Below are 16,340 nucleotides of genomic sequence, written 5' to 3' on the forward strand. Positions count from 1 at the left end.
CACTATAAATAAGAATTATTCAATGTTGTAAAATAGGCAGTTTCACTAAGCACAGTTGATTTTTCGCTGGGGTTTCAAAGCAGTATTGCTATACTATGTTTATCATTCATACTTCATAAGTTATTGTTGTTAAATCATTTTAAGAGAATCAAAAAGCGATGATGCAGGCTAATTCGACTCCAAAATCAGACAACAAAACCCATTTTAGTTTTTTACGTCACGTGAAAGAATCCGATAAAACGCCACTCAAAGTGCTTGTTTTAGCGGCTATTATTGGTGCCGTCGTTGGGCTGATAGGCTCCCTGTTTATGCTAGGGACTGAGTGGGTCAGCAATATTCGTATCGCGTCTGTTAACCAATATGTCACCAACAAATGGTTGGTGATCCCCGCTATGTTTGTGGCTTCAGCCCTATTGGCCATGCTCGGCTATTATTTGGTTAAACGCTTTTCACCTGAAGCGGGGGGATCTGGGATCCCGGAAATCGAAGGGGCACTGCAAGATTTGCGCCCTGTCCGTTGGTGGCGCGTGATCCCAGTGAAATTTATCGGTGGGTTAGGTACGTTAGGTTCCGGTATGGTGCTCGGTCGTGAAGGACCTACCGTACAACTGGGGGCGAACATTAGCCAAATGTTTTATGACCTATTTCGCCTCAAAGATAATGAATCTCGCCATACATTATTAGCTGCGGGCGCCGCTGCGGGTCTATCTACCGCCTTTAATGCCCCATTAGCGGGGATCCTGTTTATCATCGAAGAGATGCGACCACAATTTAAATACAGCCTGATTTCCATCAAAGCCGTGTTTATTGGTGCCGTCAGTGCCACCATTGTTTTTCGCCTTATTAATGGTGAAGCCGCGGTGCTGAATATTGGGCAATTCTCCTCTGCCCCCATGGAAACTCTGTGGTTATATCTGATTTTAGGCATGTTATTTGGGATCGTAGGAATTGGCTTTAACCGCTTCTTGCTCTATCTGCAAAACCTATTTTTAGCTTTCTACCAAAATAAAGTGTCGCGGTTTGTTTTGATGGGCGGTTTGATCGGGGGTAGCTGTGGCGCTATCGGTGTGTTTGCTCCTGAAGTCGTAGGGGGTGGCTATAGCGTGATCCATCAAATGGTGGCCAATAGCTTTACTATCACCATGCTGATGGTCTTTTTTGCCCTGCGCTTTTTAACCTCAACCATCAGCTTTAGTTCCGGTGCGCCAGGGGGGATTTTCTCGCCATTATTAGCCCTTGGTACACTGTTTGGCGGAATCTATGGTTATGCGGCACTGGAGCTATTCCCACATTATTCGATTGAAGTCGGTACCTTTGCAATAGCCGGCATGGGAGCGCTGTTTGCCGCCACAGTGCGTGCGCCATTAACGGGCATTGTCTTAGTGTTGGAAATGACCAATAACTATCAATTGATTTTACCGATGATTATTACCTGCATTGGCGCAACGATGGTGGCGCAATTCTTAGGGGGTCGACCACTTTATTCTGTGCTGCTCGAAAAAACTTTAGAGCGCAGCGAAAAACCAGCGGCAACGTCTAATCCCTAAAATTCATTTTATTCCTCACCATAGAACGCATAATGGGTTGCCTAGGCAACCCATTATGTTGATGACAAAGAGGGATAAAGCGTGATTTTCCCCTCTTTGTATTATCAGACGAAAATCAATAAATTGATTTTCCTCGTTAATTTTACAACCCATTATCTGCGCTATCGCAGGTTATTTTTTCTTAGCAATCAACGTTGCAAAGTTCAATTTAATTCGGTTACCTTGCGCATCCGTTCTGTGCAAGTGTCCTGGGTTTTCATTGTATTTGAGGATTTCCCAGTCTTGATAATACTGCTGTAATTCACCTGGTTTTAAGAAGCACTTAAATGGCACCATATCCAGTGGCGCATCCGGCGTTTCTACCGCGCATACCACAATATTAATCCCACCCGCTCGAGTATGCGATTGCATATCCGCGATAATGTCAGCAATTTTATCCCGTTGTAGGAACATCAACACGACTGTAGAAACAATCAAATCATAGTCACCTTGGATTTGGTGGCTATTAATGTCATATAGCGCGGTATGGATATTTTCTATGCCCGATTGCTGCTTAACAGTTTCAATGGCTTGAATATGGTTTTGGTTAATATCCACCGCTGTCACATCATACCCTTGCTGAGCAAGGTAGAAGCTATTACGCCCACGGCCGGAACCTAAATCCAATACTTTGCAAGGTTTTGCTAAGTTATTCTCGCAAAGATAGCGCACTTCAGAGTGAGGCACACTGAGATCATACTGTTTATAAAACGCAATTTCAGGACGACATAAAAAAGAGAGTTGGCAACGCATATCATCGCTGCAATCGGCAATACGATGCCAGACTTGTGGCTGGATCACTGGCGGTTGATTTTGCGTATCAAACGTAAATTTTTGCTCGCTGCCATCTTCACCAAAAATAATAAAATCGAGGGAGCCTTGTAACACCTTCAATTGGGCAAATGTGTCTTCCTTGGTATTATGGCGTTCTTGGAACATTAACGGAACCGAAGCCTTATCCCAAACAGGCATGGTTTTGTAGCACACTAATTCAGTCATGGGGTCACCTTTAAGTTGCATATTAAATACATCTTATGACGTTCATCTTGATAGTGCAACGTTTTCATAGATAGAAAATGAATGAGTTGATGTGCATCAACCTCCTGCGCACAGGAGGTTGAATTCGGAATCTTGGACTTAGAAACTTGGTTTTAAAAACTTGGTTTTAAAAACTTAGTAACCCAGCTGCTCTGCACTCAGCCCTAAAAATTCAAACGGTTTGGTATCCACATATTGCGCAGTCGCATCACCCGAATAGATATGGCTTTGCTCTTCACCGAGATCTAGTTTTTTCACTTTTCCGGTTTCATTGGAAAAATCAATTTTCTTTAGATCCGTCCAAAAAATATTTGGCGTTAAAGCAGATTCAAAGAAATAGAGTTGACGCTTGCTGTCAACCAGTGTACGCCAACGGGTAGAAGAGATCTCAGGAGACGTTTCCGATGTTAAACCGTAGGGGACGGACACATTTCGGATCACCCCAAACACACTGGCAACTGCTTTATTTGGCGTCGTTTTTTGTGGGATAGCATTGATGTAGAACTGCGCTCGTGCGAAACGATCCGCTGAGCGGTTGGTTCCCGGTAGCATTACCGTGCCACCAATACCTTGCCAATACTCTTGCATCGCTAACTGCTTTTCATAAGCTGGTGAGTTAGTCATGACTTGATATTTACGGCTATGATGAATGACTTGTTTGCCATCGATATATTCGATAATCGCGCTATCACCGCTCGCATCAGACAGCGATAAATGCAGAGTCGCTAAGCGATTTTGTCCCGGAACCTTGTCAGTCGCGACTATCAATGGCGTTTTTTCTAATGCGGCAACGGCTTCTTCAACCGTGGCATAGTTGTCCAGCATATATTGCGCCCATAGCGAAATAGACAGTGCGGGCTTTTTATTATCTAACTCAGGATATTTCGATTCTGCAAGCCAGAGTAAGTTTGCTACTAACCCTTTTTCATTAACGCCATCTGTCGTAGAAATATCGTAACCTGACGCTATCACGCTACCGTATTTGGATTTCCATTTGAGTGATTGTGGCCCTGCCGCGCCATTTCGTTCCATGCCTCGCGGGAAAATCCATAAATTGGTACCCACATCATATTTCCAATCCATGGTTCTACCGGTCATGATTTGTTGGTCTTCCCCGAGATAAACAACGCGGGTACAAGCCTGAGAAACCATGGCAGGAACATAAATTGCAGCGATGGTTAAGAGCGTAACAATGCTTTTCTTCACAAATCGCATCTTGCCTCCAAGGGGTATTGAATAAGTAGCGCAGATAAGCTGCGCGAATAAATAACTATTATTTATATTAGACAGTATATCGTTTTCAGCGTGTTTTTAGAGGATGGATATTGAAACAAAATGCAACAAGGATTAACTCAATCAAACTGTTTACGTTTTCCAGTGAGTTAATCCTATTAAAGAAATGGATTAGCAGCCCGCTATTATTTTTTCTTTGCAGAAAACCATGAGCGTAATAATGCCGCTTTTTTCTGATTGTCAGGAATATTCAGTGCGGAGTCATACAAGCTAATCGAAATTTGGCAAACTGTTGCAGGTGATTTTTTTCCAGCCTTCACATCAATCAGCATGGTGACGTCATTCCCGTATTTTTCCGTTAATTTGATTCTCAGAGAGTCCATTAATGCCTGATACTCTTCTTCAGATAACGAGGTACGCTTCTCGCTAGCTTCGCTGGAAATCAACAAAGCATCGATCGCACTCACTTGTTTTAATAAGACATCTTGGCTTTTTTGTGGCGGAATGACATCCGCAGGATCCCTTAACTGAGGGAATAGCGCGTCGTAACACATTTTTCCTGATGGATCTTGCTCTAACAATGATTTGATATTGTCGTTCACTTTAGCGACAAAATTAATCACTGTTTCATCGGAGGCATAAGGCATACGCTCAACGACCAGCTTCATTGATTGGCTCACAACCTGATCCAATAATTGACGACGTAAATCTTCATTAGCTGGATCATATTGAGACATTAAAGGCTCGAAGCTCTGGTAAGTGACAGGGCTTAATTTTTTAATCGTGACTAAAATCGGCAGTTCTTTTTCAACTTGAGCAATGGCCTCTGAATGAATTTCGCTATTACTTTCCGTCGATAGTACGTTGTTGTCTTTACTTAACCAGTAAAAACCCAGCGCAAAGATAATAAAAATGATGCTAACGACTACTGCGATTTTGCGTGAACTGTTTGTATTCAAAGTGAATCTGCCTTTTAACAATCTGTCTTTTAACAATTTGTTGTTAACAACAAAAGTCAAAAAACCAATACTCAATAATAAACTCTTATCATTATTCTAGTCGTGAATGCGGATATATCGCTATAGGAATAAGAGTAAATGCGAAGAAAAAAGCAGAAAATTAACAGTTCTAATGAGTATTTAGAATGAAAAAACCGCAGACACATATTTCATGTCTCTGCAGTTTTGAAAAATCGAAGGAAAGTATTTCAAAAATACGAATTACTTAACTTGAACACCTTCAACAGACAGCATTAATTCAACTTCTTGAGATTTAGGGCCTAAATCAGATTTGATATTAAACTCTTTCAGTTTAATGTTCCCTTTCGCTTCGAAGCCTGCGCGGTAGCCACCCCAAGGATCTTTACCTTCACCCGTTAATTTCGCATCTAAAGTGATTGGTTTCGTCACGCCGTTTAAGGTGAAGTCCCCCGTTACGAGGTATTTATCACCCTCTTTTTTCACTTCTGTAGAAACAAATTTCGCTTCTGGGAATTTTGCTGCATTTAAGAAATCTGGACTACGTAAATGCTTATCACGCTCTGCGTGGTTAGTGTCGATGCTGCCAGTTTTAATCGTCACTTCAACTTTATCTTTCGCCGGATCTTTCGCGTCGTAAGTAAAGTTACCATCAAAATCTTTAAAGCTACCGTATAACCAGCTGTAGCCTAAATGCTGGATACGAAACTCAATAAAACCGTGTTGGCCTTGTTTATCAAATTGATAGTTTTCTGCCAGTGCAGATCCTGCTGATAATAATAAAGTACCCGCAGCAAGACCTAAAATAGATTTCTTCAACATAACTCTCTCCACGTTATTTATCGGGATTAAAACCCAACATTCTTTTTAAAGTAATATCACCATCAAAGAAATGGTGTTTTAAAGCTGCAAATGCATGCAAAACAGATAACAAAACAACAGCCCAAGCTAAATAAAGGTGAATTTCACCTGCTGTATCCGCTTGTTCTGCTGCACCTGTAAATAATGCAGGCACTTCAAACCAACCAAATACACTTATTGCTTGTCCATCCGCAGTTGAAATTAAATAACCGCTGATCAAAATAGAGAATAAAATAATATAAATTAAAAGCTGAACCGTAATTGAAGCAAATTTCGTTAATTTGCTATAGCTCGATAACGGCTTAGGTGGTGGAGAAATAAATCGCCAAACCACACGAAAAAGCATGATAAAGAATAGCAACATTCCTATGCTTTTATGTATTTCAGGAGCTTGATGGTACCAGGTGTCATAATAGCCTAATGACACCATCCATAAGCCTAATGCAAACATTCCATATACGACAATTGCGACCAACCAATGAATGAGCAGCGAAAGATGCCCATAACGAGTGGCGTTATTTTTCCATTGCATAGTTTAAAAACCATATAGTTTTAAAGGTAATTACTTGTTTTACCAAGTAGGAATAATCATAAGGTTAATCTGGCTTTATTCCTATCCCAAAGTTAAACAAATATTTTGTCGAAGATATTCAAATAGTATCATCATCATAATGAAAAATAGGTGAATTCTATTTTTCTTATTACAAGCGTAAACCTTTAATAAAGAATCTTCTGTTTATGTAAATAGATTACACCTAATAACGTCCGTGATTATTTAATCTGCTGATTTTCTTATTGCTCATCATAATATGATAGATGAATTTGTTATAAATGTAGTTCAGCTTTTCTAAAATAGGTAGGCAAGATTTTTATTTCAACGAATAAATTAACCTAATTTTCTCTATTCCTGCTAAATTGATACTCTGTCTATAGGTTGTTTTTTCTTTATTCTTAGAGGCTAGCGTATGTATACATTATGGATTGCCAATAAAAATTACTCCTCATGGTCTCTAAGACCTTGGATCTTGTTAAAAGCATTGCAAATCCCTTTTGAAGAGAATATTTGCTTCTTCGAAAATGGTAAAAGTAGCCATGAAAAATTTAGCCGTTTTTCACCTTCAGGCCTAGTGCCATGCCTGATTGATGGTGATAAAACCATTTGGGACTCTTTGGCAATTTGTGAATATGTTGCCGAAGATTTCCCTCAAGTTTGGCCCACTGAAAAATCAGCGAGAGCCTGGGCTCGCTGCGCGAGCGCTGAAATGCACGCAGGTTTTACTGCACTACGCCAACAGTGCCCGATGAATGTGACAAGAAATGAGGCTCTCACTGAAATTTCCCATGAACTGCAAGGCAACCTAAATCGTATTCAGCAATTATGGCAGGAAGGTTTTGATAAGTTTGAAGGGCCTTGGTTAGCAGGAAAACACTTTACTGCCGTCGATGCATTTTTTGCACCAGTAGCATTTCGCATTCAGAGCTACCAATTAAAAGTCAATGAACACGCTCAACAATGGATTGAACGCATTATTGCATTACCGGCGATGCAAGAGTGGAAACGTGCTGCAGAAATCGAGCCGTCTATCGAACACTAAAAAAACACCTGTACGAGCATCAAAATTAATTTTTGAGCAGTTTGAGCAAGAAATAGACCCAAACTGCTTATTTCAGTCACAAATCACCTAGAGGCTTTCATCCCAAGGATCAGCAGTCATCACATCCCCCGTTGGGGTGTGCAGCGTCACTTGGTCATTTTTAAACCATTCCGCTAAAGAAAATCCGCCTTTCGGTGTTTCCACATGAATGTCAATTGGGCAATATGGCGTATTCGCTTTAATCGCAAATTGCGCAAAATCTTCTTTTTGCTGTCGAGTTGGGCAGCGGATCACAACATCTAGGTCGCAATCTGTCAGCATACTTTGAATATCCGTCGCCAATGTATAAGCGCAGCTACCCGTCACACCCCATTTCCAAGGCCAATTGTGCTGAGAAATTAGTAACAAAACTTGGATAGGCGGTAACGCAATAAACATCGAACGTTGCAATTCAATGGAATTCGACACTAAAGATTCCACATTCATAATGTGCGTAATGGCCGATTTTGAAATTTGGGTCGTCACACGCTGATGGGGCTTAATACCACGAATAGCCACGGTTAATTGGCTTTCACCGGCTTTTTCTCGGTGCACAATAAGGGGTAGTTTACTGTTCCACTGCGTTTGAACCCATTCCGGCAGAGTATCAAGAGGGACATCGTTATTACTACCAACCCAAACAAAATCATGGGGATTAATTATTTGCATTTATTCTTCCTTATCATGACGACAAATTGCTCTCGTTCTGCGCTATTATGCATTTTTTCAGATAGATGAATACATTCACGCATAATCAACATCTTTATTTATCCCATCAAAAACAAAGATTCATAGGTTATTGATGGAGGAAATTTGTCTTCAAATAGCAATATGTTATCATAGAATACTCTTAATAATGAAAGAGTTAGATAACGAATTTTGAGCATCATAATATGAAGAAAATCCCTGCTATCCATGACGGAATACTGTTCAGCAGCTGCTTAGTTTTAAGTGCCCTCACCGCACTCGCACTGATCAACGTTCAGGCCGCCATGTGGGCAGCATTTTCGACACTCTACTCATTTAACCTATTTAACGCCGCTAAAGAATATAAAAATTACCTCTATACCGCTTTTTGGCTATCCATGATTTTAGTCGCTATCTATATTGGCGATACGCTACGCTTGGGGACTGGGTTTTATATTTATCTGGCTATATTCTCATTTATCTATTATCAGCTCTATGGCACAGATCCGATCATGGACTTAACCATGAAATTCATGATTATCATGTCCACTATTGGCACAATCTTGCCTGAAGTATCGAAAAGCCTGACCTTAGGTTTTTTAATTGGCAGTGGCGTCACCTTGCTCACCTATTATTTTCTCAGCCACAAAATGACTCGCCATTCCATTATTACGCCACTTACTGTGGAAAAAAATCTATTTACTCTACGTAAAAATATTATTCCACGGTCAATGACCTATACCATTGGATTACTATTAACTTTGGCTATCCCCCGGATGGTAGACCTAGGACATTTTTATTGGACACTACTGACTTTCGTGTTTGTATTGCATCCAAAATCTGAAAGTATTGTGCGCATTACGCTTCAACGGGTGGCGGGTAGTTTAATTTCCGTGTTATTCCTATTCTTATTATTTAATACCCCGTTGATGCCTTATATTGGTCTAGTGGCTATTTTAGTTTTCGCCTTTTTGCTGCCAATGAGCTTTCATCACGGCTATACCTTTATGACTTTTGTCGTCACCAGCCTAATACTCTCGGTTCTTGAACAAGTGGTTTATTGGCGTCACCCTGTTTATACATTATTGTTTGATCGCGTTCTTGAAACTGCCTTAGGTGGAGCTATCGCTATCATTACCAGTATTATCTTGAAACTATTTAGAGAAAAAAGCCCAGAAAGCTAACACTATTCGGAGGTATAGCGCTAACCATCCAGACTTTGTTTATATTTTAATTATGTTGATATCTCGCTGAAGCTCTACACGAGCTCACCATGGTAATGGCGCACTTTCCCCATTCGCGTGCTCGCCGTAATACAACGACGGCAAGAAACGAGACAAATAGGTAAATTCGTTATAGCAGTGACGCATTAACTCTAATCCAATTTCATCGGGCAGCTGTGTACCTGGATCTTCAAGAGATGCGCCTAGCAAGAAACGGCTACGTAATACACAACCAAACTCAGTGTCGCGCGCTAGATGCATCATTTTCCCATCAGTAGGATAACCCTCAGCATCCATTTCAATATGCTCACCAAAGCCAATCGAAGAGCAAACTGCACCGGAAATATGCCCCTCTTTGATGGCTTTTTCATAAGCTGAAGTTTCAAAAAAATCCGTTGGATCTCTAAATTTTAGCTTCGCTGCCACTGGTGGGATCGCGCCGAGAGATTCAACTGCATGGATGGAAGCGCCAATAAAACTCTCCCCTTTTTGCCATTTATCATCCCAACCGTGATGAGCAACATGATCATGGGGATGCCACCAGTGGATATGTTGAGTGGTTTCAAAAAAGGTAAACCACCACGCGAGCATTCGGCCTTTACAGCCATGCAAATCCGTCCGAACCGCGACTGTTAATAACCCATTCTCATCACGCTCAATACCCATTTCCATGCGTAACGGATGTGGAAGTAGCAATTGATGTATGTCGTTAACTGCCCATGCTTGATTTGTTTTCATGATGACCTACCTATCTTAGTTATTTTGGAAACTTATTTTGTTTCCTAATTAGTTTTGAGCTAAAATGAAAAAAAGTCAAGATAGCAAAATGAGGTAAGCCATTTATGTCAAACAGCAGCGAGAAGAAACCAACTCGAGGTCGTCCAAGTATTCCTGAGGCGCTTCTCAAAGAAAAAATCATGAATGCAGCGCTGAATTCACTACTTGAAGATGGATACCAACTCACCAGTATTGATAATGTGGCAAAACGTGCTGGTGTAGCTAAAAAAACCATTTATCGTTTTATGGAAAATCGTGAAGAGCTTGTTGAAAGAGTGGTACTCAATTGGACAGATAGCTTTGTGCCATTGTTTGAACAAAAAGCTACGACCCGCGATGAGCTATTTAGCCTATTGCAAAATAACTTAGAAATTGTCGCAAAAACTGTTCTTTCCCAAGAAGCCGTTGGGCTTTATCGCTTATTACAAACAGATTTTGTACACAAAGAATTGCTCTTAGAAAAATACCAACAAAACGGTATTGAGCGCAGTCGCCAATTACTCAATCAATGGCTAACCCGCCATGCGCAAGACGAAATTATCCAACAGCATGATTTTGCCGTTATCAGCGATTTGATCCTCTCTATGGCAATAGCTGAACCATTACGGCAAATTTCATTAGGGCTTTCCCCTGCTGGCCTGACACCCGAATTTCAGCAAAGGATCGCCCATGTGATTGATTTTTGTCGCTCTCGAGTTTAGATAAAAAACAACCAAATAAATTTTCATGCTCTATACTTTCATTAACATTCATTAAACCTGACAAATGAAAAGGCAGCTGGAGCTAAACATGAAAATATCGATCCTAGGAGCGACTGGTTTTGTCGGTAAAGCATTGGTTTCTGAAGCCTTAATGCGTCATCATCAAGTCACTGCGATTTCTCGTCACAGCAATCAGCTTCCTCAACATGCTCATTTAATTACTGAATCCGGAGATATTACGGATGTGGCTTGGCTAACATCTCGGCTTAAAGGTCAAGATGTGGTGCTTAGCGCATTTAATGGTGGATGGAGTAACCCTAATCTGTACCGTGATACAGTTGCAGGTAATCAAGCAATCTTAGAGGCTGTGAAAAAAGCAGGCATAAAACGATTTATCGTGGTTGGTGGTGCTGGAAGCTTAGAAATCGCTCCAGGTGTTTTATTGCTCGACTCCCCCGATTTTCCAGCCAATATCTGGCCCGGAGCTCAAGCTGTCAAAGAATTTAAAACGACGTTGGAATCAATCGATAGCTTAGATTGGACGTTTGTTTCTCCTGCTGCAATGCTTGAAGATGGCGCGCGGACAGAAACATTTCGCCTTGGAGGAAAACAGCTATTAATGAACGGCAATACCCCCGCAAAAATATCTGTTCAGGATTTAGCCGTGGCAATATTAGATGAGGTAGAGCGGCCACAATTTATTCGTCAGCAGTTTACAGCTGCTTATTAATACTAACAAATGGATTATGAGTAAATCATGACTAAATGTATCCATTTATTTGTTTAACATAAAAAGTAATACAATCATTAACGTTTAATAAATATTCGTATATTCTCGTATAAAAATATGACCATTAACTTATAAATGATTAAACTAAGATTATTATTATTTAAATAAATTTAAATTTATCTATCAATATAATTTAACTTTGTGCGATATTAATTCAAATTGAGACTGGAGTTTTATTTAATTCTTAGATTTGATAATTTTGATAAGCTTTATGAGATTATTCATAATAGATAATTGTTATGTGTAAAAATTGCATGCAGGTATAATCTAAAACCAGCGTATTAAGCCGGAAGAAACAACCTATAATAGTAAAACAGATAATCTCTTCCGGTCAGACGATTAAATTCATGGAATCTCTTTTATCAAAACGGTGTCGAAAATGGAAAATCTTTTACTTTCCTAGTGATAATTAACCTTTAAAAAATAAATGAATAAGAACATAACATACTGATATTATTAATGAAGTGTACTTCGAGCGCCGCTATTTATGTTCACAACACCATATAAGAATGATGCAGGTTCCAGGTTAAATAAATACGCAAATTGAAAAAGAGAATCAACATCAATACAGCTTTCTCCACTCTCGAAACGATTCATTTCATCTTCAGAAACACCAATTAAATCGGCCGCTTGCTGAAGACTCATTTTATGACTCTCTCTTTGCATACGGATCTTAATCCCTAGCTTTTTCGCAATTTCATTTTCATTCATAAATACTCCTTTTACTATTAGATTGAATACCAATTATGAGGGCAGCTAAATTATCATCACACCAAGTTTAATTAATTGACTTACGTTAATAAAATGCGACATACATCACATCATTTAGTGACATTCATAAATAGATATTTTTCACTTAAAACTGCAATTGGTTGATTTAAATTACAAATAAAACCAATAATCCATGTAATATAAAAATAAAAGAGTGATAGTAATCACATAAAATTCAGATTAATACCTGTGTATATTTACTTATTATGCCTATCAATTAATGACGTAAAATTTAATTACTCATTTAATGATGACCTACGGCATGAGCTATATTACAAAATCACAAAAACAATGATCAAGGATTATCTTAACTTTTTTCAAATAATGATAGCTTACGTTTATATACTTAAATTTATTCTTATATTTTAAATCATCTACTAATGACTTATTCACTTAACAACAAGCTATATCATAATAATAACTGACTAAATCATCTATCACTATCAGAATAATTTTTTATCATTTATTTAACTTTTCCAAAATAATCCATTTTGTCATACAAAGTATGAATATTAATGGATGATGATTGAATTATACTCACACAAACTGAATCGAGTAACCTATTGAATGTTTGCTTTAAATCTATTCATTCGTTAATCACTTTTATTCTATTTTTATGAATAGTATTTTCTTTGCACAACAACTGATTTAACAAAAAATGCGTTGTAGGCTATCAAAAATTCAGCGTATTCCTAATACGTTATCTCTGTTTAATAAGCTAACTAACCATCATTTAGTGTGTAAAAAACCGATTAAAACTTACCTAACTTCACATTGCTTATAAAAAAATTGTCAGTAGACATGCTATCCTATGTTCAATTACGATGAGTTTTATCTAACTTTAATGCTCAGATTTGGCGCTTAAAATAACGCCTGTTGCAAAAGTGACTGGAAAGGTAACCATGCTACAAGAAAGTGTTATCAGAGAAATCATTCTCTGGATAGAACAATATTTAGAGTCGCGGCTCTCCCTTGATACCGTTGCTGATAAATCTGGATACACTAAATGGCACTTTCAACGATTATTTAAAACCCAAACAGGTCTCGCGTTAGGTGCTTATATTCGTGCTCGTCGTTTATCCTGTTCTGCTGTTGCTTTACGCTTAACGAGCGATAGTATCATGGACATTTCACTACGCTATCGCTTTGATTCACAACAAACTTTTTGTCGTGCATTCAAGAAACAGTTTGGTGTAACGCCTTCAGAATATCGTAAACGCTCAGGCTGGCATATTGAAGGATTCTGCCTTCCTCTTCGTGAAAGTAAAGAACTCGAAGCTCACGTGGAATTAGTCGAATTAAAAGAGATCCACTTAGTGGGAATGACTCATCGCTACACACAAGGCATTAACGAGTGGAACTTAAAAACTGAAGAGTTACGACGCCAGTATTGGAAAAACTTTTTAGATAAAAACAAGATTGTTGCCAAGAACTTGTATGCTATTCACGGAGTCGATACAAGCTCAGATGAAGAAGGCCGCTTCCTCTATTCCACTGCATTTGATGAAAACGATCTTGACGTCATGCCACCATTTACTAAAAAACTGATGGTTCCCGCTGGTAATTATTTGCAAATTAAATTTATCGGTAATTTACAAGGCACTGACTATAACGACATCATTTATACCGCTTATGGAAAAGTCCTGGCCGAGATGGATATTGCTCGCGGTTTAGGGGCTGATATTGAACATTATGTTTTAAAATCAACGCCAACTTATGAGGATTTTACTAACCACCCTCATACCTACATCCAAGAACTGAATTACTATATTCCTGTGATTGCCTAAAAACTAACAACCCGCTTTTACACGGGTTGTTAACTTCATTCAGTGCTAAATAGATTAGAACGTGACGTTCAATTTACCCCAGAATGTTCTACCCGGCTCATTAACAGGGCTATTGGACGAATAACCAAATCCGCTATTACCTGCTAAGTTCAAGTGCTCGCTGTACGTTTTATCAAACAGGTTATCGACACCCGCACTCAGTTTCACACTTTCATTGATGCGATATGCCGCATTCATCGAAAATACCGTAAAGCCCGCGCTCTCACTGAAGTCTTTTCCGACAACGTTACCTTCGTTGATTGCTACGCGATCTTGGCGACTCACCATGCGTACCAGCCCCGTCGTTGTCCAATCACCTTTCTCCCACGTTAAGCCTAAACGGCTTTCCAACGGTGGCATTTGAGGCAGTGCACGTCCATCAGTTCTATTTTTCCCCCACGAATATGCAAGGCTTGCATCCGCTTTCCATTCATCACTCAGCTGATAAGCGACGCCCATTTCACCGCCCATAATCATCGCATTGACGTTTTCAACTTGGCTCATTCTGGCGTTAGTTGGGCTATAGCGGAATAGAATAAAATCATCGACGCGCCCGACATAAGCAGAAACCCATGCATTAGCCTTATCATCACTGTATTTCGCCCCAATATCTAACTGTGTTGTTTTCTCGGTTTTCACGTTATCAAAAACATTTTTACTGCCGTTCGGCCCCATTTTTGGCGAGAATAACTCCCAATAATCTGGGAATCTTTCTGTATACCCCACTCCGGCGTACAGCATCACTGGCGTTTCAGGTAATGCATGTTCATAGCGAACGAAACCCGCTGGCATAACTGTATTGCGGCCTGAAGAGCCTACATCAGTGTAATTATCGACTAATACGCGGTCTAAACGCCCGCCGCCAATCACTTTACCTTGCTCACTCGCCGTCCAAGTCACCTCACTGAATACCCCATAATCTTGGAATTCGGCATCTTTTTTCCAGCTATTATTACTGTTTTTACGGTGTTTATTGGTCTGCATGTCTGCCCCAGCGCGCAGTTCATAATCACTCCATAACCACGTTCCCATGACCCGGCCGCCCATCGTCTCGCGGTCAACACGCATTTTCATTGGCATATTCATCATCATGCCATGCCCGCCATGACCACCGCCCATATGCCCACCGCCTGATCCCATTGTGCTCGTTGGGCTACGTAATGAGTAGTTATCCATAATATGGTCGGCGTAGTTGTAATAAACGTTCCCTTCGATTTTATCGAATACCTCACCGATATTGCTTTTCTCGAAACGTAATCCTAAGCTTTCACGCTTGAATTGAGAGCCATCCATTCCTCGTCCTGCGTATCGCGCTTCACCATCACCTTTCCCTGCGGAGAGCTCGAGTAATGTATATTCATCTGGCGTCCAGCCTACTGCAACGTCCGCATTCCATTTATCCCATTTAGACGGTACTTTATCTCCGTTACCATCTTTATAGTCATTAGAACGAGATTTATTGCCAGTCAGGCGTACATAACCTTTCTCATTTCCTAAACTCACATCCGCATTCGCATCCCAACGCTGATTTGATGCTGTCAATGCACTCGCATTCCCTTGAATACCGCCCTCCGTAAAGACAGGTTTTTCACGCTCAAAACGCACAGTACCCGCTGAATTTCCAGGCCCCCATAATACGGTTTGTGGCCCTTTCACCATGGTGAGCAAATCAAAGTTTTCCGGTGAAATATAAGACGTCGGCGCATCCATACGGGAAGGACACGCACCCAACATTTCACTGTCATTCGTCATGATCTTAAGACGGGAACCAAACATGCCACGAAAAACAGGGTCACCATTCGTACCACCGTTACGGATTTGGGAGAAACCGGGGATCGTTTTCAAGTAATCAGAGCCATCACTCGCGGGTACTGGCTGTCTTGGGGTTTTCGGCGATGTCGAAATAGTTAACGGCGAATCCACAGGAGCCGTGACAATCATGACCGAACTATCGGTAATTAAACTTTGATTTTCTTCTTTAGCGAAAGCGGATGTTGATGCGATAGCCGAAATCACCAGCGCAGTTACAGGTGCGAATTTAAAATTAATTGAGTTCATTTTTAGCCTATTTTTATCTGTTTCTTACTGCTATTGGCTCAATGAATTAATAACCACTCGGCTTCTTTTTAAAAATAGCCTAGCCTCCTGAAAATGAAGCTCAATTTCAGGATAAACGAAGTGGTTTTGTCCATTGAAGACAAAATACAGTTTTAAATTACGTTAAATAAAGAAATAA

15 protein-coding genes are annotated in these 16,340 nt (G+C 40.0%); 6 read left to right on the forward strand and 9 right to left on the reverse strand.

Annotated features, from left to right (window positions below; translation table 11 throughout):
* Positions 1-158 precede the first annotated feature (158 nt).
* A complete protein-coding gene (clcA, locus tag H0913_RS13535) occupies positions 159-1,547 on the forward strand; it encodes a H(+)/Cl(-) exchange transporter ClcA (RefSeq protein WP_181477425.1) in 1,389 nt (462 codons plus the stop codon).
* A 171-nt stretch (positions 1,548-1,718) separates the two neighbouring features.
* On the opposite strand, the gene tehB is transcribed toward clcA, so the two are convergent.
* The 5 genes from tehB to H0913_RS13560 all read right to left on the reverse strand — a co-directional run bounded on the left by tehB (position 1,719) and on the right by H0913_RS13560 (position 6,227).
* Positions 1,719-2,606 (reverse strand): SAM-dependent methyltransferase TehB, encoded by an 888-nt coding sequence (tehB, locus tag H0913_RS13540; RefSeq protein WP_154602501.1) that lies wholly within the window; start codon positions 2,604-2,606, stop codon positions 1,719-1,721.
* A gap of 153 nt (positions 2,607-2,759) precedes the next feature.
* Positions 2,760-3,839 (reverse strand): linear amide C-N hydrolase, encoded by a 1,080-nt coding sequence (locus H0913_RS13545; protein ID WP_154602500.1) that lies wholly within the window; start codon positions 3,837-3,839, stop codon positions 2,760-2,762.
* Positions 3,840-4,042: 203 nt separating this feature from the next.
* Complete coding sequence (locus H0913_RS13550; protein ID WP_154602499.1) at positions 4,043-4,816, reverse strand: topoisomerase IV; 774 nt, start codon at positions 4,814-4,816, stop codon at positions 4,043-4,045.
* Between the two features lie 261 nt (positions 4,817-5,077).
* Positions 5,078-5,656, reverse strand: a complete 579-nt coding sequence (locus tag H0913_RS13555) for a YceI family protein (RefSeq protein ID WP_036952050.1) — start codon at positions 5,654-5,656, stop codon at positions 5,078-5,080.
* 13 nt (positions 5,657-5,669) lie between these two features.
* Entirely contained in the window at positions 5,670-6,227 is a 558-nt protein-coding gene (locus H0913_RS13560; protein ID WP_036952053.1) for a cytochrome b, read from the reverse strand.
* Between the two features lie 433 nt (positions 6,228-6,660).
* On the opposite strand from H0913_RS13560, the gene H0913_RS13565 reads away from it, so the two are divergent.
* Positions 6,661-7,290, forward strand: a complete 630-nt coding sequence (locus H0913_RS13565) for a glutathione S-transferase family protein (RefSeq protein ID WP_181477427.1) — start codon at positions 6,661-6,663, stop codon at positions 7,288-7,290.
* Positions 7,291-7,377: 87 nt separating this feature from the next.
* Here the strand turns inward: H0913_RS13565 and H0913_RS13570 are convergent, their stop codons facing one another.
* Positions 7,378-7,998 (reverse strand): malonate decarboxylase holo-ACP synthase, encoded by a 621-nt coding sequence (locus H0913_RS13570; protein WP_154602497.1) that lies wholly within the window; start codon positions 7,996-7,998, stop codon positions 7,378-7,380.
* A gap of 224 nt (positions 7,999-8,222) precedes the next feature.
* Here H0913_RS13570 and H0913_RS13575 point away from each other — a divergent pair, with 224 nt between their 5' ends.
* Complete coding sequence (locus H0913_RS13575) at positions 8,223-9,200, forward strand: FUSC family protein (protein ID WP_154602496.1); 978 nt, start codon at positions 8,223-8,225, stop codon at positions 9,198-9,200.
* Positions 9,201-9,284: 84 nt separating this feature from the next.
* On the opposite strand, the gene H0913_RS13580 is transcribed toward H0913_RS13575, so the two are convergent.
* Entirely contained in the window at positions 9,285-9,977 is a 693-nt protein-coding gene (locus tag H0913_RS13580) for a DAPG hydrolase family protein (RefSeq protein WP_181477428.1), read from the reverse strand.
* A gap of 104 nt (positions 9,978-10,081) precedes the next feature.
* Here H0913_RS13580 and H0913_RS13585 point away from each other — a divergent pair, with 104 nt between their 5' ends.
* Positions 10,082-10,717 (forward strand): TetR/AcrR family transcriptional regulator, encoded by a 636-nt coding sequence (locus H0913_RS13585; protein WP_154602494.1) that lies wholly within the window; start codon positions 10,082-10,084, stop codon positions 10,715-10,717.
* Between the two features lie 88 nt (positions 10,718-10,805).
* The gene (locus H0913_RS13590) at positions 10,806-11,447 is read left to right on the forward strand and encodes an NAD(P)-dependent oxidoreductase (RefSeq protein WP_154602493.1); all 642 of its coding nucleotides are present in this window, start codon (positions 10,806-10,808) and stop codon (positions 11,445-11,447) included.
* 516 nt (positions 11,448-11,963) lie between these two features.
* Here H0913_RS13590 and H0913_RS13595 read toward each other — a convergent pair.
* Positions 11,964-12,218 (reverse strand): helix-turn-helix domain-containing protein, encoded by a 255-nt coding sequence (locus H0913_RS13595; protein ID WP_154602492.1) that lies wholly within the window; start codon positions 12,216-12,218, stop codon positions 11,964-11,966.
* Positions 12,219-13,180: 962 nt separating this feature from the next.
* Between H0913_RS13595 and H0913_RS13600 the strand changes: the two genes are divergently transcribed.
* Entirely contained in the window at positions 13,181-14,065 is an 885-nt protein-coding gene (locus tag H0913_RS13600) for a helix-turn-helix domain-containing protein (protein ID WP_181477429.1), read from the forward strand.
* 54 nt (positions 14,066-14,119) lie between these two features.
* Here the strand turns inward: H0913_RS13600 and H0913_RS13605 are convergent, their stop codons facing one another.
* The gene (locus tag H0913_RS13605; RefSeq protein ID WP_154638104.1) at positions 14,120-16,162 is read right to left on the reverse strand and encodes a TonB-dependent copper receptor; all 2,043 of its coding nucleotides are present in this window, start codon (positions 16,160-16,162) and stop codon (positions 14,120-14,122) included.
* Between the last annotated feature and the right edge of the window lie 178 nt (positions 16,163-16,340).

The sequence above is a fragment of the Providencia rettgeri genome, from assembly GCF_013702265.1.
GTDB lineage: Bacteria > Pseudomonadota > Gammaproteobacteria > Enterobacterales > Enterobacteriaceae > Providencia > Providencia zhijiangensis.